Source organism: Kitasatospora sp. NPDC001660 (assembly GCF_053596725.1).
Map to the genome: position 1 here is coordinate 157,543 of NZ_JBSFGU010000015.1, position 17,912 is coordinate 175,454.

Sequence of the window (17,912 nt, forward strand, 5' to 3'; positions counted from 1 at the left end):
GGAGAGCACGCCGGGGGAGCCCGCGGCGACACCCTCGGCGCCGGAGCTGGCGAACGCACCGCCGGCCGCGCCGAGAACCAGACCGGTGGCGGCCAACGACAGGACGGCCTTCTTGAGGTTACGCATGTTCTTTCCTCCGTTTTCTGCCCGACGGATGGGAAATGTCGGGAGCCGGGCGAGCCGGAATTCTCGCCCGCTGGCTTCTGGGATTGCCGTGCTCGTCACTCCGTCGGCGTATTCCGGCGTGCTCCGCCCATGGCTCGGGCGGGGCCGCAGCCGCCGTGTCGCGGCGCCTCGCGGACCTTTCCCGCACGGCGGGGAAAGGTCCGGACAAAGGCGCGACCAGGGGGAATTCCCGGTCAGGCGTTGAGGCAGTGGTTGCCGAACGCCGGGTTCAGGAGTCCCGCCCCGTCGACCGAGTTGCCGCACAGGTTGATCGGGATGTCCACGGGGATCTGCACGGAGTTGCCCGACACCACGCCGGCCGATCCAACCGCGACACCCTCGGCGGAGGCGCCGTGCAGGTGGTGGGCGGACGCGGCGCCGGCGCCGGCGGCGAGCAGGGCGGCGGTGGCCGCGGTGCCGACGACGCCGTGGGCGAGCTTGCGCATGAGCGGTACTCGATTCGTGTGTAGGGGCGGATGGAGCGTGTTCCGCCTGGGAGAACGAGGCGGGGATCGAGGGGAAACGGTCGGGTCCGCTGATCACCCGAATGCCGGTCACCCGGCCCCGATGGGCCACTCGGGTGACATGGAGTGCGTCATCGCAACCGCTTCAGGCGGGTCTCGTTCTAGATGTCGCACTCCCCGTGCATCTCTGTTGAACAGTCAGGAGGCTCCTATGAGCATCAAGAAGACGGCCGCTGTCGGTGTCGCCGTGGTGGGCATCGTGGCCGTCGGCGCCGGTACCGCGATGGCCAGCTCCGAGGCCGAGGGCGTCGCCGCGGGTTCCCCCGGTGTCATCTCCGGCAACCAGATCCAGATCCCGGTGCACATCCCGCTCAACCTGTGCGGCAACACCGTCGACGCCGCCGGCCTGCTGAACCCGGCCTTCGGCAACCACTGCGCCAACGTGGGCTGAGGCCGCACCCGGTTCGGCCGGGTCGAGCCGCCGCTGCACGCCTCCCTCCTGGGGCGTGAGGCGGCGGCTCTTTCGTGTGTCCGCAGAGCTGCCCGACCGCCGGCTTCCGCCGCTGTCACAAGCCTTGTTGCGTTACTTGTCAGTACCTAGAATGTGAGACCTGCTCACCTTTCTTGCTCCGCGCCGCTCGGCGCCCCCAGCCGGGCGGCTCCCCCCACCCCCCGCAAGGAGTCGCGTGTGATCAGGTCACGACTGTCGGCGGCGCGCAGAACCGGAATGGTGGCGCGCCGCTCCCCGTACGGCGCGCTGCTCGCCACCGGCGTCCTCGTCGCCACCCTCGGCCTGGCCGGCGCACCCGCCGCCCTCGCCGACCCGGCCCCCGCGGCCGACGGCGCCCGCCCGGCCGCGATCGTCGCCCTCGGCGACAGCGCCATCTCCGGTGAGGGCGCCGGCACCGACACCGGGGACGGCTACTTCCCGGACACCGACACCCCCGCCAACTACTGCCACCGGCACCCGAAGTCGGAGATATTCGTCACCGACATCCCCGGCGTCACCCCGATCGACCTCGCCTGCTCCGGTGCCCAGACCGGCGACCTGGTCAGCGACCCGGAACTGGCCAAGACCACCGGTGCCGGCAGCGGCGACTTCGGCGAGCCCAAGCAGGACGTCAAACTCGCCGACACGGCCGGCAAGTTCGACGTCAAGATGGTCGTCGTCACGATCGGTGCCAACGACGACTTCGACTTCAGCGGGATCATGATGCACTGTCTCGCGCAGTACTTCCCGATCCCGAAGAACCAGGGCTGCCGGGACACCATCGGCAGCGCCGACATCGCCCAGCGGGCCAAGCGCGTCCAGCCCAAGGTCGTCGCCGCGCTGCAGGACATCCGGCAGACCATGCGCCGGGCCGGGTACGCGGACTCCTCGTACCAGCTGGTCTACCAGTCGTACTTCAACCCGATCACCCCGGACATCCGGCGCAACGACTACTTCGGCAAGATCGCCGACGGCTGCCCGGCCTTCCCCGAGGACCTGGCCTGGGGGCACAACTGGGTGGTCCCGACGTTCAGCGACGCGCTCCGCTCGGCGGCCGAACAGGTGCCCGGCGTCCGGTACCTGGACCAGCGGCGGGTCGCCTTCGGGCACGAGGTCTGCGCCGAGTGGACCAGCTCCCCGTACGAGTACACCAACGGGGACGTCATCAACCTCTCCGAGTGGGCGCGCAACGGCTGCGACTCGCAGATCGGCATCCCCGGCCTGTGCATGAACATGGTCCGCCAGTCGTACCACCTGCGCGTCGCCGGCTACCGCGGTGAGGGCGTCTGCCTCGGCCAGTTCTTCGCCCGGCCCGACCAGTCGGAGGCCTACTGCACGCTCAACCAGCAGAACACCACGTCCATCCAGCCGCTCACCCCGGGGCAGCCGTTCGGCGACGTCCCCGAGGACGGCGCCTGGTACCAACTGACCAACGCGGCCACCGGCAACGCGCTCGACCTCACCGGCGGCGGCACCTACGGCGACGCGACCAACGGCCGGGCCGCGATCAACTACCCGGCCACCGGCGGGCTCAACCAGTCCTTCGTCCTGGAGGCGAGGACAGGCGGCGCCTACGAGCTCGACTTCAGCGGCAACCGGGACATGTGCCTGGACGCCAACGCCGCGTCCACCGCCGTCGGCACCCGGATCCAGCAGTGGAACTGCAACGGCGGCGGCAACCAGCACTGGGTGTTCGAGCCGGCCGGCGGCGGCCGCTACACGGTCGCCGACTCCCAGGACCAGAGCAAGGTGCTCACCGCCGGAAGCGGCCTCGACGCGCAGGGCGACCCGCTCGTCGTGCTCGCGACCGGCACCGGCGCGGCCGACCAGCTCTGGCAGCTCACCAAGCTCGGCACCGTCCACCTCCACGGCTGACGCCGCCGCGCCCCCGGTCCGCCGCCGTCCGCCGCCCTCGCGGCGGGCGGCGGCGGACCCGCCGCCCCGGGCCGGGCGGGACCGGTGTCGTAGGCTCACACGATGCCGCCGCGTTCGCAGGCGCGCCGACCACGAGCCGGGCGGGGAGAGCCACAGCAGATGAGCACGGCATCGAGCACCGAGTCGTCCAGCGCCGAACCCGGTGCGCCGACGCCTCCGGTGGTGACGGACGAACGGCCGGAGCCGGAACGCCGCGCCGCCCCGGGCCGCTTCGGCGCCCTGATGGACCGCTTCACGCCCGCGCTCGGCGCGTACGCGGTGGTCAAGGCCACCGGCCTGACCGTCTTCATGATGTTGCTGGCCCACACCGGGGACTACCTCAAGAAGGACCCGGGCCGCGGCGGCGGCGCCCAGCCCTGGGACGTGCTCGGCACCTGGGACGGCATCTGGTACCAGCGGATCGCCGAGAACGGCTACGACCCGCAGCTGATCCCGCTGCACGGCTTCCCGCTGGCCAGCTACTACGAGAACTCGGCGGCCTTCTTCCCGCTCTACCCGTGGCTGATGCGGCTGGTCGGCGCGGTCACCGGGCTCGGCCCGTACGGCTGCGGCATCGTCGTCTCGGTGCTCGCCTCGTTCGTCGCGGCGGCCGGCATCTTCGCGGTCGCCGAGCGGCTCGGCGGCCGGCGGGCTGGTGTGACCGCCGCGGTGATCTGGGGCCTGTTCCCGGGCTCCGGCGTCGAGTGGGCGGTCTACTCGGACTCGCTGTTCGTCGCGCTGTCCGCCTGGGCCTGCTACTGCGTGATGACCCGCCGCTGGGTCGCGGCCGGGCTGCTGACGCTGACCGCCGGCCTCAACCGCCCGACCGCCGCCGCCCTGATCGCCGCCGTCTCGATCGCCGCCCTGGTGGCGCTGGTCCGGCGCACCGACGGCGTCCGCCGCCCGCTGTTCGCGATGCTGGTCACGCCGTGGGGCCTGATCTGGTACGTGGCCTGGGTCGGCTACCGGATGGGGGACTGGGGCGGCTACTTCAAGCTCCAGCGCGGCGCCTGGAACCGCTACTTCGACTGGGGCGCCTCCACCTTCCGCTCCGTCCTGGACGTGATCACCGGGCACTGGAACTTCTGGCAGTCCAACCCGGCGCCCGACCTGATCGCGATCGCGCTGCTGATCGCCCTGCCCGGCCTGCTGGTCCTGCTGCTGCGGCTCCGCCCGCCGCTGGTCCTGGTGGTCTACACGCTGCTGACCATCTTCACCGCACTGAGCAGCAACCAGATCTTCGACAACATCTCGCGCTACCTGCTGCCGGCCTTCCCGCTCTGCATCGGCCTCGCGGTCGCGCTGCGCAGGGTGCGGACATCCTCGCTGATCGGGCTCTTCGCGATGCCCGCGGTCGCCGCGGGCTGGTACGCCGGGTACGCGCTGTTCGAGCTGGGCATCCCGTAGGCCGCGACCCGGCCCCGGCCGGTTCGTGCACGACGGCACGCCGGGGTTGGTTGGCTACGGGATCATCTGCCGCTGGACGGCACGTTGCTAACCTCGGACGTATGACGACGACCCCGCCCGTGCGGCAGATCCGCGACATCTCCGGCCTGCTGGACCACGCGAGCCACGTGCTGGCGACCCGGATGGCGTCGGCCTTCACCGAGCTCGGGATCACCCCCCGCGCGTACTGCGTGCTGTTCCACGCGCAGGAGGCGGAGCGCACCCAGATCCAGCTGGCCGACCTGGCCGACCTGGACAAGACGACCATGGTGGTCACCGTCGACGAGCTGGAGAACGCGGGCCTGGCCGAGCGCCGCCCGTCCGCCACCGACCGCCGGGCCCGGATCATCTCCGTCACCCCGGCGGGCGAGCGCGCCGTCGAGCGGGGCACCGAGATCGCCGACCGGGTGCACCGCGAGGTGCTGGACGCGCTGCCGGAGCCCGAGCGCGGGGTGTTCGTGTCGGCGCTGACGCACCTGGTGGACGGTCATCTGGCCGAGCCGGTGGAGAGCGAGCGGACGGTCCGCCGGGCCCGCCGGGCCCGGGGCTGAGGGGCCCTCACCGCCCTCGCCGGCGGTCGCGCGGGCCCGCCCGGCGCGGGCTTCCACGTCGCCTTCGCGGTCGTGGGCGGCCTGCTCGTCCTCGCCACGCTGCTCGCCGCGCTGGTGCTCTGACCCGTCGCCAGTCAGTCCTGGCCCGAGCTCAAATCCCTTCGCCCCGTGGTCGGTTCGCCCGCGGGGGCGTTCGGTCCGTCAGCCGTGGTCACGGCCAGACCAGGCAGTACAGCTGATGCCCCGCCTCGTGCAGCCGGTTGGCGAAGTCCTGCCACTCGTGCAGCATGCTGTAGATCACGAAGGCATCGCGCGGGCCCCGCCGGTCGGGCACGGTGGACCAGATGAAGGCCGCGGCGCCGAGCTCGGTCTCGTCGGCCTTGCGGAGCGGTTCGACGACGTTCTGCGGGAGCTGGACGACGGCGTAGTCGGGGTGCAGTACGACGAGTTCCAGCGGCGGGACCTGGTGCAGCGGGACGCCCTGGATGCCGGTGAGGACCATGGCGCTTATGGTCTCCGGCTTGATCTTGGTGGAGAGGTGCCCGTTGGGGGAGCCACTGGTCTCCATCAGGTCGCCGAGGCGGCCCAGCGAGCCCAGTTCGCCCGCGTCCAGGCCGAGTCCGCCCGGTCCGAGTGCGGTGGGGACTCTGGCGGCGGTCGCGCGGTCGGGTGCGCCGAAGTACTTGTACGTCACCCCCACGCGTCCCTCACCCCGCCTCTCGCCGCCGCGGCGACCACGACCCGTCCCCGCTCCCGTACCCCCGCGTGCGGCCTCGGCGGGCCTGCGGGAGCCCCCCGCGGCCTCGTCGTAGCCGTCCTGCGCCTCGGACACTCGGACCATCCTCACCGGAATTCGCCGGAATCGACAGACCCCCGCACGCCCGGCGTCCCTCCGGACGTGCTCCTTACCCGTCATGCGCCGCCGTACCCATTCGCGGGCCGTACCCACTCGCGGCACACAGCAGTCCTCTCCACACCCCTGCACACAACCGGAGCGCCTGCGCACTCCGAGTGCACAGTCTGACTGGTCCACGCTGCGGAGCAGTCAGCGGCCCCGTCTGTACGGACAACCGTACAGACAATGCTGCCCGGATCATCGTTCCAGATGATCGGGTCCGACATGCAGAGGTCAAGGACACGATTTGAGACCATGTCTCCCGTGAGCTACCCCTACGAAGCCCCCCAGTCCCAGTCGCTGTTCGACCGCGCGTCGGTCGTCACGCCCGGCGGCGTCAACTCCCCGGTGCGCGCCTTCCGCGCGGTCGGCGGCACGCCGCGCTTCATGGTGTCCGGAACCGGCCCCTACCTGACCGACGCCGACGGCCGCGAGTACGTCGACCTGGTGTGCTCGTGGGGTCCGATGATCCTCGGCCACGCGCACCCCGCGGTGATCGACGCCGTACAGACGGCGGTCGCCCGCGGCACCTCCTTCGGCACGCCCGGCCAGGGCGAGGTCGAGCTCGCCGAGGAGATCGTCGCCCGGGTCGCCCCGGTCGAGCAGGTCCGCCTGGTCTCCTCGGGCACCGAGGCCACCATGTCGGCGATCCGGCTGGCCCGCGGCTTCACCGGCCGGGCGAAGGTCGTGAAGTTCGCGGGCTGCTACCACGGTCACGTGGACGCGCTGCTGGCCGCCGCCGGTTCCGGCGTCGCCACCTTCGGTCTGCCGGACACCCCGGGCGTCACCGGCGCCCAGGCCGGCGACACCATCGTGCTGCCCTACAACGACCTCGCCGCGGTCGAGCGGGCCTTCGCCGCCCACCCGGGCGAGATCGCCTGCGTGATCACCGAGGCCTCGCCCGGCAACATGGGCGTCGTCCCGCCGCTGCCCGGCTTCAACGCCGGCCTGGCCCGCCTCTGCCGGGACAACGGCGCGCTGTTCGTCTCCGACGAGGTGATGACCGGCTTCCGCGTCTCCAAGGCCGGCTGGTACGGCCTGGAGGCCGCGCACGAGGGCTGGGCGCCGGACCTCCTCACCTTCGGCAAGGTCATGGGCGGCGGCTTCCCGGCCGCGGCCTTCGGCGGCCGTGCCGACGTGATGGCCCACCTGGCCCCGGCCGGCCCGGTGTACCAGGCGGGCACCCTGTCCGGTAACCCGGTCGCCACCGCGGCGGGCCTCGCCCAGCTGCGCGGCTGCACCGACGAGGTCTACGCGACGGTGGACAAGGTCGCCGCCGAGGTCTCCGGCCTGGTGACCGAGGCGCTCACCAAGGAGGGCGTGACGCACCGGCTGCAGACCGCCGGGAACATGTTCTCGGTGTTCTTCACCGATGCCGCGGTCACCAACTACGACGAGGCCAGGACCCAGGAGGCGTACCGTTTCACCGCCTTCTTCCACGCGATGCTCGCCGAGGGCGTCTACCTGCCGCCGTCCGCCTTCGAGTCCTGGTTCGTCTCGGCGTCCCACGACGAGCGGGCGATCGAGCGGATCGCCGCCGCCCTGCCGGCCGCCGCGCGCGCGGCCGCCGCGGCCACGGCCTAGTCCACCCCGAGCCCCAGGAGTCTTGAGAAGTGAGTGCCGAAGAGATCACCGTCGTCCACCTGATGCGGCACGGTGAGGTGCACAACCCGGAGGGCGTCCTGTACGGCCGCCTGCCGGACTACCACCTGTCCGAGCTGGGCCGGCAGATGGCCGACCGGGTCGCCGAGGACCTGGCCGGACGGGACATCACCCACGTGGTGGCGTCCCCGCTGGAGCGGGCGCAGGAGACCGCCGAACCGATCGCCAAGGCGCACGGCCTGGAGATCGCGGTGGACGAGCGGCTGATCGAGGCGGAGAACATCTTCGAGGGCAAGACCTTCGGCGTCGGCGACGGCTCGCTGCGCAACCCGGGCTACTGGAAGTACCTCACCAACCCGTTCAAGCCGTCCTGGGGCGAGCCCTACCTCGACCAGGTGGTGCGCATGATGGGCGCCCTCGGCGCCGCCCGGGACGCCGCCCGCGGGCACGAGGCGGTCTGCGTCAGCCACCAGCTGCCGATCTGGATCGTCCGCTCGTTCGTCGAGCGCCGCCGGCTCTGGCACGACCCGCGCCGCCGGCAGTGCTCGCTGGCCTCGCTGACCAGCTTCACGTTCGAGGGCGACCGGATCGTCTCGGTCGGCTACCGCGAGCCGGCCCGCGACCTGCTGCCCGCGCACCTGGTCGGCAAGGGCGGCAAGGGCAAGCCGGTGGGCAAGAGCTTCGGCGCCTGAGGCCCGCCAGAAGGGGCGCAGGACAGCGCAGAACGGCCCGTAAGCGGGGCGTAAGTATGGGGCAGGGCCGCCCGGAGAGCACCGGGCCGCCCTGCCCCGTCGCAGGTCAGAGGGGGTGCGACGCGCAATGGCGGACCCCCCCGAACCTGCCCGGAACTCCATGCGAAACTTTTCACATGTCTGCCATGACGCGCCCCCGTCCCCGTGTCGCAGCAGCCGCCGCCGCAACCGCCGCCGCTGCTGCGCTCGCCCTCACCGGCTGCTCCTCGTCGGGCTCGACGAGCAGTGGTGACGGGCAGCTCGGGTTCGTGACCGTCAAGGGCACCAACATCTCCAAGGTGGAGGCCGGCCACCGCGCGGACGCGCCGGACATCTCGGGGGAGACCCTGGAGGGCGACCAGGTCAAGCTCTCGGACTACCGCGGCAAGGTCGTCGTGCTGAACGTCTGGGGCTCCTGGTGCGGGCCCTGCCGGGGCGAGGCGGACGACCTCCAGCGGGTCTGGCAGAAGTACAAGGACCAGGGGGTCCAGTTCCTCGGCGTCAACACCCGCGACACCGAGAAGGCCAACGCCATCCGGTTCGAGCAGGAGAAGGGCGTCACCTACCCGAGCATCTTCGACCCGGCCGGCCTCCAGCTGCTCAAGTTCCCCAAGGGCAGCCTCAACTCGCAGTCGATCCCGACCACGCTGATCATCGACCGGGACGGCAGGCTCGCCGCCCGCGCCGTCGGCGGCACCGTCGACGACGCCCTCGAATCGATGCTCCAGCCGGTGGTCGCGGAGCCGAAGCAGTGAGTGCGGAGGCCGCCGGTACCGTCCTGCGGCTCGCCGACACCACCTCGACCGTGCAGAGCGGGGCGCTGCTGGTCGCGGCCCCGGTCGCGCTCGCGGCCGGGCTGGTCTCGTTCTTCTCGCCGTGCGTGCTGCCGCTGGTGCCGGGCTACCTGTCGTACGTGACGGGCTTCTCCGCCGCCGACCTCGCGGACGCCCGCGGCACCCGGCGCGGCCGGATGCTGCTCGGGGCGACGCTGTTCATCCTCGGCTTCACCGCGGTCTTCGTCTCGGGGGGCGCGCTGTTCGGTCAGTTCGGCGACACCCTGCAGGCGCACAAGCGGGTCATCTCGATCGTGCTCGGCGCGGTCACCGTCGTCATGGGCCTGGCCTTCATGGGCCTCGTCCCCGGCCTGAGCATGCGCGAGGTGCGCTCCCACCGCCGCCCGGCCGTCGGCCTGCTCGGCGCGCCGTTGCTGGGCATGGTGTTCGGCGTCGGCTGGACGCCCTGCATCGGCCCGACCCTGGCCGCCGTCCAGACCCTCTCCCTGAACCAGGCCGACGCGGCACGCGGGGCACTGCTGATGACCTTCTACTGCCTGGGCCTCGGCGTACCGTTCATCGTGGCCGCGCTGGCCTTCCGCCGGGCGCTGGGCGCCTTCGGGTGGGTCAAGCGGCACTACCCGCTCGTCATGCGGATCGGTGGCGGCATGCTCGTCGCGGTCGGTCTTCTGCTCGTCACCGGGATCTGGGATTCCTGGATGAGCGAACTGCAGTCCTGGACCGCCACCTCCTCGATCGGAATCTGACCGTGAGCAACACCACGACCGAGACCGAGCAGCCGGCCCCGGCGGCCGACGCGGAGGCCGAGCGGCTCAGCACCGCCCCGGTCGAGTCCGAGGGCCCCGCCGGCATGGGGGTGCTCGGCTGGCTGCGCTGGATGTGGCGCCAGCTGACCTCGATGCGGGTCGCGCTGATCCTGCTCTTCCTGCTCTCGCTGGCCGCCATCCCGGGCTCGCTGATCCCCCAGAACGGCCAGAACCAGTTCAAGGTCGAGACCTGGAAGGCGCAGCACACCACGGTCGCGCCGATCTACGAGAAGCTCCAGCTGTTCGACGTCTACAGCTCGGTCTGGTTCTCGGCGATCTACATCCTGCTGTTCGTCTCGCTGGCCGGCTGCATCGTGCCGCGCACCTGGCAGTTCGTCGGCGTGCTGCGCGCCCAGCCGCCGGCGGCGCCGCGCAACCTGACCCGGATGCCGGTGTACGCGGCCTGGCGCACCGAGGCGGACGCCGACGCGGTGAACGCCGCCGCCCACCGGCTGCTGCGCCGACGCCGGTTCCGCGCGGACCTGGCCGGCGGCGCGGTGGCGGCGGAGAAGGGCTACCTGCGCGAGGTCGGCAACCTGCTGTTCCACCTGTCGCTGTTCGCGCTGCTCGGCGGCTTCGCCTGGGCGAGCCTGGCGAGCGGCACCGGAGGCAAGCTGATGGTCGAGGGCGACGGCTACTCCAACACCATCACCCAGCTCGACGACTTCACCGGCTCGGCCTTCTACACCAGCGACGACCTGGACCCCTTCTTCCTGAAGCTGAACGGCTTCACGGCCAAGTTTCAGGACAAGGGCGACCAGATCGGCGCCGCCCGGCAGTTCACCGCGAACGTCGGGTACTACGCGGGCAGCGACTCCTCGAAGCTCAAGCAGGGCACGATCGAGGTCAACCACCCGCTGGAGATCGGCGGTTCGAAGGTCTACCTGATCGGCCACGGCTACGCCCCGGTCATCACCGTGCGCAACGGCAAGGGCGACGTCGTCTACACGGGTGCGACGCCGTTCCTGCCGCAGGACGCCAACCTGACCTCCACCGGTGTCGTCAAGGTCTCCGACTACGGCGTGGGCCCCGACGGCAAGAAGACCCAGCTGGGCTTCTCCGGCTTCTTCCTGCCGACCGCCCCGCTGAGCTTCGAGGGCACCGGCCCGATCTCGCTCTTCCCCGGCGACGCCGCGCCGGAGCTGGTCCTGAACGCCTTCAGCGGCGACCTCGGCACCGACTCGGGCCTGCCGCAGAACGTGTACCAGCTGAACACCAAGAACATGACGCAGATGGCCCAGGACGAGCAGCCGGCCAAGGCCCGGCTGAAGCCGGGTCAGGGCTGGACGCTCCCGGACGGCTACGGCAGCGTCACGTTCGAGGGCTACAAGCAGTGGGCCAGCTTCAACGTCTCGCACCGTCCGGGCAACTCGATCGCCCTGACCGGCGCGGTGCTGGCGATCCTCGGCCTGATCGGCTCGCTGTTCGTGCAGCGCCGCCGGATCTGGGTGCGGGCGGTCGCCCTGCCGGAGGGCGGCACCCTGGTCGAGCTGGCCGGGCTGGCCCGCAGCGAGTCGGCGAAGATCGCCGAGGAGCTGGCCGAACTCGCGGTGGACCTCCAGGACGACGCCCCGGCGTCCGAGGAGGACGAGGAGAACGTCGAACCCGACCGGGCGCCGGAAGCATCCGCAGACCCCGCAGTCCCTGCCGACCAGAACTCCAAGGAGTAGACGGTGCAACTCGCCTCGGGGGTCGACCCACAGCTGGCCGACCTCTCCAACAAGCTGATCTATTCGGCGATGGCGGTCTACACGATCGCCATGTTCGCCCACATGTTCGAGTGGACGTTCGGCAGCAAGGGCGCCGTCGCCGTCCGCTCGAACGAGCAGTCGGGCAGCCTGGCCGAGACCGTCGCCGCGGCGCAGAACACGACGGCCAGGGCCGCCAAGAAGGTCACCGTCACCGTGGCGAGCGCGGGCGGCGGCACCACGACGCTCACCCGCACCGCCCTGGCGGGCGAGGGCGCCACGGTGGTCACCAGCGGGCGCGGCGAGGACGAGGTGGACGGCCCGGGCGCGGCCGGCAGCAGCGAGAAGGCCGACCTGGCCGGCCGCATCGCGGTCTCGCTGACCGTCCTGGCGGCGCTGCTGCACGTGGGCGGCATCGTCGCCCGCGGCCTCTCGGTGTCCCGCTGGCCGTGGGGCAACATGTACGAGTTCTCCTGCGCCTTCGCGTTCGCCATGACGGCGGCGTACCTGGTCCTGCTGGCCGCGAAGAAGAACGTCCGCTGGCTCGGCCTGCCGGTGGTCGTGGCGGTGCTGCTGACGCTCGGCATCGCGACGCAGGTGCTGTACACCGACTCCGAGCAGCTCGTTCCGGCGCTGCACTCGTACTGGCTGGCGATCCACGTCTCCACCGCGATCTTCTGCGGCGGCGCCTTCTACTCGGCCTTCATCGCCACGCTGCTGTACCTGTTCCAGGACTCCTACCGCCGACGGGTCGACGCCGGGCTGTACGAGTTCCTGAAGCCCGGGGCCGGCCGTCCCGCGGGCACGCAGCAGAGCGACTTCCGGGCCAGCCTGGCCCGCGTCCGGGTCTCGGTCTGCAACCGCCTGCCCGCCGCGTCGACGTTCGACAAGCTGTCGTACCGGATCAACGCCCTGGTCTTCCCGCTCTGGACCTTCACCATCATCGCGGGCGCGATCTGGGCCGAGGCGGCCTGGGGCAAGTACTGGGAGTGGGACCCGAAGGAGACCTGGTCGTTCATCACCTGGGTGGCCTACGCCTGCTACCTGCACGCCCGCGCGACGGCCGGCTGGAAGGGCCGCAAGGCGGCCTACCTGGCGCTGGCGGCCTTCGCCTGCTGGCTCTTCAACTACTACGGCGTGAACATCTTCGTCACCGGCAAGCACTCGTACGCGGGTATCTGACCGGGGGCGGACCACACCCACCGGCCCGGCGCTCCACGGTTGGAAGCCGGGCCGAGGTGCGACAGGGGTAGTTCGTACCGGCCGCCCTGTGCCGGTACGGGGAGGAACTGAGGAGGAAATCGCGCAATGGAGTGCGACGAGGTCATGCTGACCGTCCGAATCACCGCCGCCGAGCGCACGCTGCTCCGCCGGCTCGCCCAGGGGCACCGCAGCGACGTGTCCGAAGTGGTGGCCGACGGGCTGCTGGACATCATCCCCACGATCAGCTCGCCGTCAGACGCATACCGGCTGCTGGGCGCCCTCGCGGCGCCCGCGCCGTGCGCGCTGACGGTGTGGCTGCCGACCGCGCTGGCCGACCTGCTGGTGCCGGGCGCGGCGAGACTCGCCCAGGTGACCGGCATCCGGGTCGAGTCGGCCAGCGCGATGCTGGGCGCCGCGCTGCGGCTCTGGCTGGCCCAGGATCCGGTCCGGCTGGCCGCCAACCTCAGCGTGATGCACGCCGGCCGTCCGTCCGCGCTGGTCGCGGCGTAGGGCCCGGCTTCGAACTCCCGCCCGCGTGGCGGGAGTTCACGGCCGGGCCGGGGTCGTGAGGCTCAGCAGGCCAGTGGCAGCCCGGTGCCGTCGAGGTCCGGTGCGGTGGGGCGGCCGTCGAAGCCGTCCCGCCGGGCCGCGGCGGTCGGGCCGTCCGCCGGGCCGCTCAGCGGGCCGTCGAGCGGCTCGGTGAGCAGCCGGCAGTCGGCCGCCGTCCGGCCGTCCTGGATCAGCAGCACCCGGACGGGCACCCGGCGGCCGTCCGGCGTCCCCTCGCGTGCGGCGCGGACCAGGCAGGGCCGGTCCAGCTCGATGTAGCGGTCGAAGGAGGACACCAGTTCGACCGGGGCGACCGGCTCGGGGTGGCGCAGCCGCTGGGCGGCCTGCCGGGCGGCCTCCAGGACCAGCATCCCCGGCACGTGGTCCAGCGTGTGGTCGAACAGCACCGGGTGTGCGGCGTCCGTCCGCAGCACCCAGCTGTCGGGCAGCAGCGTCGGGCTGAGCACGACGTCGGCGGGGTGTGACCGGCCGACCAGCGCGGGCGTGGTGGGCGGGCCGGGGCGGACGGGGGTGACGCCGTGCCGCGCGGGGCCGCGCAGCCGCGCGTAGGAGGCCGGGGAGATGACCCGCAGCTGCCCGGAGCCCCGGCCGACCGTCCGGCCGTCGCGGGAGACCTCGGCGTGCAGCCGCAGCGAGGCCAGCCGGCCGCCGCGCATCCGGACGTCCTCGCAGACGGCGTCGAGCATCAGCGAGGCCGGCTCGGAGGTGACGGCGAGGCCGGCCAGCCCGGCCGGCCCGAGCGCGTAGTCGAGGTCGTCCATCGCGAAGTGGTGGCCGTTGGGCACGCCGAAGCCGACGTGCCCGATCAGCAGTCCGGCCTGCCGGACGGTCTCGGCCATCAGCACCGGGTCGTGGTGGCGGTCGCCGGGCAGGCGGTAGAAGCCGTGCATCCGGGGCCACTGGGCGCCGATCCGGAACTCGTACGGGCCGGCCGACTGCCAGCCGGTGAGCAGTACCTCGGACACCGAGGTGCGGTGCACGAGGTGGCGGGAGACGGTCCGTTCGTGGAAGTCGTAGCCGGTGCGGGGGTGGGCGTAGGGGTCGAGGGCATCCGGCTCTACGATCAGTGGCATGACGGGCCCCACTCCAGGGTGTCGATCGAGCGGCCGGTGCGGACGCCCGGCAAGCAAAACATACAGACCACCCGGTTTGTGAGTTGCGCGCGGGGTGGCCCCCGTCGGGCGGCCTGACAAGGTCACGCTACCCGGCCTCTGGGCTGCGGGAATGCTCGCCTCCCGGCACCCAGGACCTTGGGCGGGGGTGCCTCCCCGCTGGACGGCGGGGTTGGCCGAGGCGGTAGATTAGATACCAACCATGCGGTTTAGGTCACGTCTGTCCGCATGCGAGGCGTCGTACCCCACCTCGGCGGCGCCCTGACACCAGCCGGGCGGCGGGGGCCGCGGCCGGTCGAGTCCGGAGGGGCCTCAGTGGTCAAGCAGGAACGCGCGGGGCGGACCAGGCAGGCCGTGCTGCTGGCCGCGGCGAGCACGTTCGCGGACGTCGGCTTCGAGTCGGCGAGCCTGGTCGACATCAGCCGCCGGGCCGGGGTCAGCAAGGGCGCCCTGTACTTCCACTTCGTCTCCAAGCAGGCCCTCGCCGACGGCGTCCGCGCCGCCGCGGGCCGGGAGATCGGCTCGGCCGCCCTGCGCACCCTGCGCGCCGGCGGTTCCGCCGTCCAGGGCCTCATCGACTTCTCGCACGAACTCGCCCGGCTGCTGCGCGAGGACGTGGTGGTGCGGGCCGGCGTCCAGCTCGGCCGGGCCGGCCACGGCCCCCGCCGCACCGGCCCCGCCGGCCCGCCCGGCTCCGACGCCACCTGGCGCAGCTTCACCGCCGTCGTCCACCGCTTGCTCGGCCGCGCCGCCGAGGCCGGCGAACTGCGCTCCGGCACCGACCGCCGGGCCGCCGCCGAACTGCTCACGACGGTCGCGGCCGGCCTGGTGCTGCTCGCCGCCGAGGACGCCGGCCGGCTCCGCCCGGAGGCCGTCCGCGGGGTCTGGACGGCCGCGCTGCCCGCCCTGGTGGACGCCGGGCACTGCGCCGCCTACCGGCTCTGACACCCGCCGGCCGGGAAGCCGCCGGGCAGATCCCGGGAAGCCGTCAGGAGGCGGCCGGGACGCGCTCGGCGACGCTCAGCCGGGTCAGCGCGTGCGGCTGGACGAGACCGGGCAGCAGCAGCGTCCACAGGTCGGCGATCCGCTCGATGAGGTCCTGCCGGTCGGTCAGCACCTGGGAGCTCAGCTGGATGCCGGTGACGGCCCCCTGCATCACCAGGGCCGCGCCGCGCAGGTCGATCCCCGGGTGCAGCTCCCCGGCCTCCTGCGCGCGCTCCAGCAGCTCCCGGGTCGCGTCCGACCAGCCCTGGTAGGCCGCGACCTGGGGCTGCGTGAAGCTGCCGTGCTCGATCGTCAGCCGGATGCTGCCGCGCACCAGGACGTCGTCCTGGAGGGCGCGGGCGAACGCGTAGGAGAGGTCGATCACGGTCTGCATCGGGCTGTCGGAGGACGGCTCCCACGTGGCCAGCCAGGCGCTCTGCCCCTCCAGGATGACGGCGAGCGCCAGCTCCTCCTTGGACCGGAAGTGGAAGTACAGCGCGCCCTTGGTGACGCCGGCCCGCTCCAGGATGTCGGACATCGTGGCCGCGGCGTAGCCGCGCTCGTCGAACACCTCGGCCGCCGCGAGGAGTACCGCCTGGCGGGTCGCCAGAGCTCGGGCCTGCCTGGCCATCGCAGCCTCCCTGGATAGTTCTGGTACCTCGGCAGCGGCCGATCCTATGGGGGCCGACGGGCGGGCGGGCCGCATACCGTCCAGTAGGTATCCTACCGAGCCGCGCGCGGCCCGGTCCGGGGCTTCCGCCGGGCCCGTACGGCCGGGCGGGTACGAACGGCGGAACCCCGACGGCCGGCCACCCCGGTGGGGTGACCGGCCGTCGGAGGATTCCCCGGCCGTCAGGCGGCCTGCTGCCAGCTGACCGGCGAGTAGTAGGCCGGACGGCGCTCCAGGCGCTGCCAGTTGGCGATCGGCTCGACCGGAGCGACAACGGCGGCCTGCTGCGCGGCGGCGGCGTGCGCCATCAGGACGGCGGTGAGGGCGGCCAGCTCCTCGTCGGAGAGGGAGCCGCGGACGATGCGGACGAGGGGTTCGGCGGAAGCGGTCATGGTCTGGTTTCTCCCCCGGGCTGTGGTGTGTGGTCTCGCTCGGTGCTGCGCGCTGCGGGTCGCGCGGTCTTCCGGGTGCTGCTGCGACGCGGCGTGGCAGCGGCTACATCGGCGGGTTGCCGTGCTTGCGGCTGGGCAGGTCGGCGTGCTTGGTGCGGAGCATGGCGAGTGCCGAGGCGAGCACCTCGCGGGTCTCGGCGGGGTCGATGACGTCGTCCACGAGGCCGCGCTCGGCCGCGTAGTACGGGTGCATCAGCTCGTTCTTGTATTCCTTGATCTTCTGGGCGCGCATGGCGTCCGGGTCCTCGGCGCCGTTGATGTCGCGGCGGAAGATCACGTTGGCGGCGCCCTCGGCGCCCATGACGGCGATCTCGTTGGTCGGCCAGGCGTAGGTGAGGTCGGCGCCGATGGACTGGGAGTCCATGACGATGTAGGCGCCGCCGTAGGCCTTGCGCAGGATCAGCGAGATCCGCGGGACGGTGGCGTTGCAGTACGCGTACAGCAGTTTGGCGCCGTGGCGGATGATGCCGCCGTGCTCCTGGTCGACGCCGGGCAGGAAGCCCGGGACGTCCAGCAGGGTGACCAGCGGGATGTTGAACGCGTCGCACATCTGGACGAAGCGCGCGGCCTTCTCGCTGGCGTTGATGTCGAGGACACCGGCCAGCGACTGCGGCTGGTTGGCGATGATGCCGACCACGTGGCCGTCGATCCGGGCCAGCACGCACAGGACGTTGGTCGCCCAGCGCTCGTGGACCTCCAAGTACTCGCCGTGGTCGACGATCTCCTCGATGACCTTGCGCATGTCGTACGGGCGGTTGCCGTCCGCGGGCACCAGGTCGAGCAGGCTGTCGTTGCGGCGCGCGACCGGGTCCTCGCTGAGGACGGACGGCGGCATCTCGCGGTTGTTCTGCGGCATCAGCGACAGGAGGTAGCGGACCTCCTCGATGCACGACTGCTCGTCGTCGTAGACGAAGTGCGCCACGCCGGACACACCCGCGTGGACGTCGGCGCCGCCGAGGCCGTTCTGGCTGATCTTCTCGCCGGTCACGGCCTGGACGACGTCCGGGCCGGTGATGAACATCTGCGAGGTCTCGCGGACCATGAAGACGAAGTCGGTCAGCGCGGGCGAGTAGGCGGCGCCGCCGGCGCACGGGCCGAGCATGACGGAGATCTGCGGGATGACGCCCGAGGCCCTGGTGTTGCGCTGGAAGATGCCGCCGTAGCCGGCGAGGGCGGTGACGCCCTCCTGGATGCGGGCGCCGGCGCCGTCGTTCAGGGAGACCAGGGGCGCGCCGGCCGCGATGGCCATGTCCATGATCTTGTGGATCTTCTGCGCGTGGGCCTCGCCCAGCGCGCCGCCGAAGATCCGGAAGTCGTGCGCGTAGGTGAAGACGGTCCGGCCGTGCACGGTGCCCCAGCCGACGACGACGCCGTC

At 72.1% G+C, this 17,912-nt stretch carries 18 protein-coding genes; 12 read left to right on the forward strand and 6 right to left on the reverse strand.

All coding sequences use genetic code 11. From position 1 onward, the window contains the following. Positions 1-359: 359 nt before the first annotated feature. Complete coding sequence (locus ACWCXH_RS18975; RefSeq protein ID WP_449802563.1) at positions 360-611, reverse strand: chaplin; 252 nt, start codon at positions 609-611, stop codon at positions 360-362. Between the two features lie 229 nt (positions 612-840). Between ACWCXH_RS18975 and ACWCXH_RS18980 the strand changes: the two genes are divergently transcribed. The 4 genes from ACWCXH_RS18980 (at position 841) to ACWCXH_RS18995 (ending at position 5,030) form a co-directional block, all read left to right on the forward strand. Then, positions 841-1,080, forward strand: a complete 240-nt coding sequence (locus ACWCXH_RS18980) for a chaplin (RefSeq protein WP_449802564.1) — start codon at positions 841-843, stop codon at positions 1,078-1,080. 237 nt (positions 1,081-1,317) lie between these two features. Continuing rightward, complete coding sequence (locus tag ACWCXH_RS18985; protein WP_449802565.1) at positions 1,318-2,994, forward strand: RICIN domain-containing protein; 1,677 nt, start codon at positions 1,318-1,320, stop codon at positions 2,992-2,994. Positions 2,995-3,153: 159 nt separating this feature from the next. Next, complete coding sequence (locus ACWCXH_RS18990; protein ID WP_449802566.1) at positions 3,154-4,440, forward strand: hypothetical protein; 1,287 nt, start codon at positions 3,154-3,156, stop codon at positions 4,438-4,440. Positions 4,441-4,541: 101 nt separating this feature from the next. Continuing rightward, on the forward strand, positions 4,542-5,030 hold the full coding sequence (locus ACWCXH_RS18995; protein ID WP_449802567.1) for a MarR family winged helix-turn-helix transcriptional regulator: 489 nt from the start codon (positions 4,542-4,544) through the stop codon (positions 5,028-5,030). A gap of 211 nt (positions 5,031-5,241) precedes the next feature. Here ACWCXH_RS18995 and ACWCXH_RS19000 read toward each other — a convergent pair whose 3' ends face one another. Beyond that, positions 5,242-5,871 carry a hypothetical protein gene (locus tag ACWCXH_RS19000; RefSeq protein WP_449802568.1) on the reverse strand — a complete coding sequence of 210 codons (630 nt, stop codon included), beginning with the start codon at positions 5,869-5,871 and terminating at the stop codon, positions 5,242-5,244. Positions 5,872-6,180: 309 nt separating this feature from the next. On the opposite strand from ACWCXH_RS19000, the gene hemL reads away from it, so the two are divergent. The 7 genes from hemL to ACWCXH_RS19035 all read left to right on the forward strand — a co-directional run bounded on the left by hemL (position 6,181) and on the right by ACWCXH_RS19035 (position 13,259). Beyond that, entirely contained in the window at positions 6,181-7,509 is a 1,329-nt protein-coding gene (gene hemL, locus ACWCXH_RS19005; RefSeq protein ID WP_449802569.1) for a glutamate-1-semialdehyde 2,1-aminomutase, read from the forward strand. 62 nt (positions 7,510-7,571) lie between these two features. After that, positions 7,572-8,219, forward strand: a complete 648-nt coding sequence (locus ACWCXH_RS19010) for a histidine phosphatase family protein (protein ID WP_449802589.1) — start codon at positions 7,572-7,574, stop codon at positions 8,217-8,219. A gap of 176 nt (positions 8,220-8,395) precedes the next feature. Further along, positions 8,396-9,013: a TlpA disulfide reductase family protein gene (locus tag ACWCXH_RS19015; RefSeq protein ID WP_449802570.1), complete on the forward strand. Its 618-nt coding sequence runs from the start codon at positions 8,396-8,398 to the stop codon at positions 9,011-9,013. Continuing rightward, the gene (locus ACWCXH_RS19020; protein ID WP_449802571.1) at positions 9,010-9,798 is read left to right on the forward strand and encodes a cytochrome c biogenesis CcdA family protein; all 789 of its coding nucleotides are present in this window, start codon (positions 9,010-9,012) and stop codon (positions 9,796-9,798) included. The genes ACWCXH_RS19015 and ACWCXH_RS19020 overlap by 4 nt, the downstream gene beginning before the upstream one ends. 2 nt (positions 9,799-9,800) lie before the next feature. Continuing rightward, a complete protein-coding gene (resB, locus tag ACWCXH_RS19025) occupies positions 9,801-11,528 on the forward strand; it encodes a cytochrome c biogenesis protein ResB (protein WP_449802572.1) in 1,728 nt (575 codons plus the stop codon). A gap of 3 nt (positions 11,529-11,531) precedes the next feature. Then, positions 11,532-12,728, forward strand: coding sequence for a c-type cytochrome biogenesis protein CcsB (gene ccsB / locus ACWCXH_RS19030; protein ID WP_449802573.1), 1,197 nt, complete (start codon positions 11,532-11,534; stop codon positions 12,726-12,728). Between the two features lie 126 nt (positions 12,729-12,854). Continuing rightward, positions 12,855-13,259, forward strand: a complete 405-nt coding sequence (locus tag ACWCXH_RS19035) for a hypothetical protein (RefSeq protein WP_449802574.1) — start codon at positions 12,855-12,857, stop codon at positions 13,257-13,259. 62 nt (positions 13,260-13,321) lie between these two features. Here the strand turns inward: ACWCXH_RS19035 and ACWCXH_RS19040 are convergent, their stop codons facing one another. Next, positions 13,322-14,392 (reverse strand): ScbA/BarX family gamma-butyrolactone biosynthesis protein, encoded by a 1,071-nt coding sequence (locus ACWCXH_RS19040; RefSeq protein ID WP_449802575.1) that lies wholly within the window; start codon positions 14,390-14,392, stop codon positions 13,322-13,324. 354 nt (positions 14,393-14,746) lie between these two features. Between ACWCXH_RS19040 and ACWCXH_RS19045 the strand changes: the two genes are divergently transcribed. Continuing rightward, entirely contained in the window at positions 14,747-15,376 is a 630-nt protein-coding gene (locus tag ACWCXH_RS19045; protein WP_449802576.1) for a ScbR family autoregulator-binding transcription factor, read from the forward strand. Positions 15,377-15,419: 43 nt separating this feature from the next. Here the strand turns inward: ACWCXH_RS19045 and ACWCXH_RS19050 are convergent, their stop codons facing one another. From ACWCXH_RS19050 to ACWCXH_RS19060, 3 genes are all read right to left on the reverse strand, one after another. Beyond that, positions 15,420-16,046 (reverse strand): ScbR family autoregulator-binding transcription factor, encoded by a 627-nt coding sequence (locus ACWCXH_RS19050; protein ID WP_449802577.1) that lies wholly within the window; start codon positions 16,044-16,046, stop codon positions 15,420-15,422. A 221-nt stretch (positions 16,047-16,267) separates the two neighbouring features. After that, on the reverse strand, positions 16,268-16,477 hold the full coding sequence (locus tag ACWCXH_RS19055) for an acyl-CoA carboxylase subunit epsilon (protein WP_449802578.1): 210 nt from the start codon (positions 16,475-16,477) through the stop codon (positions 16,268-16,270). A 103-nt stretch (positions 16,478-16,580) separates the two neighbouring features. Beyond that, the coding region (locus ACWCXH_RS19060) for an acyl-CoA carboxylase subunit beta (RefSeq protein WP_449802579.1) at positions 16,581-17,912 on the reverse strand (1,332 nt) is incomplete at its 5' end.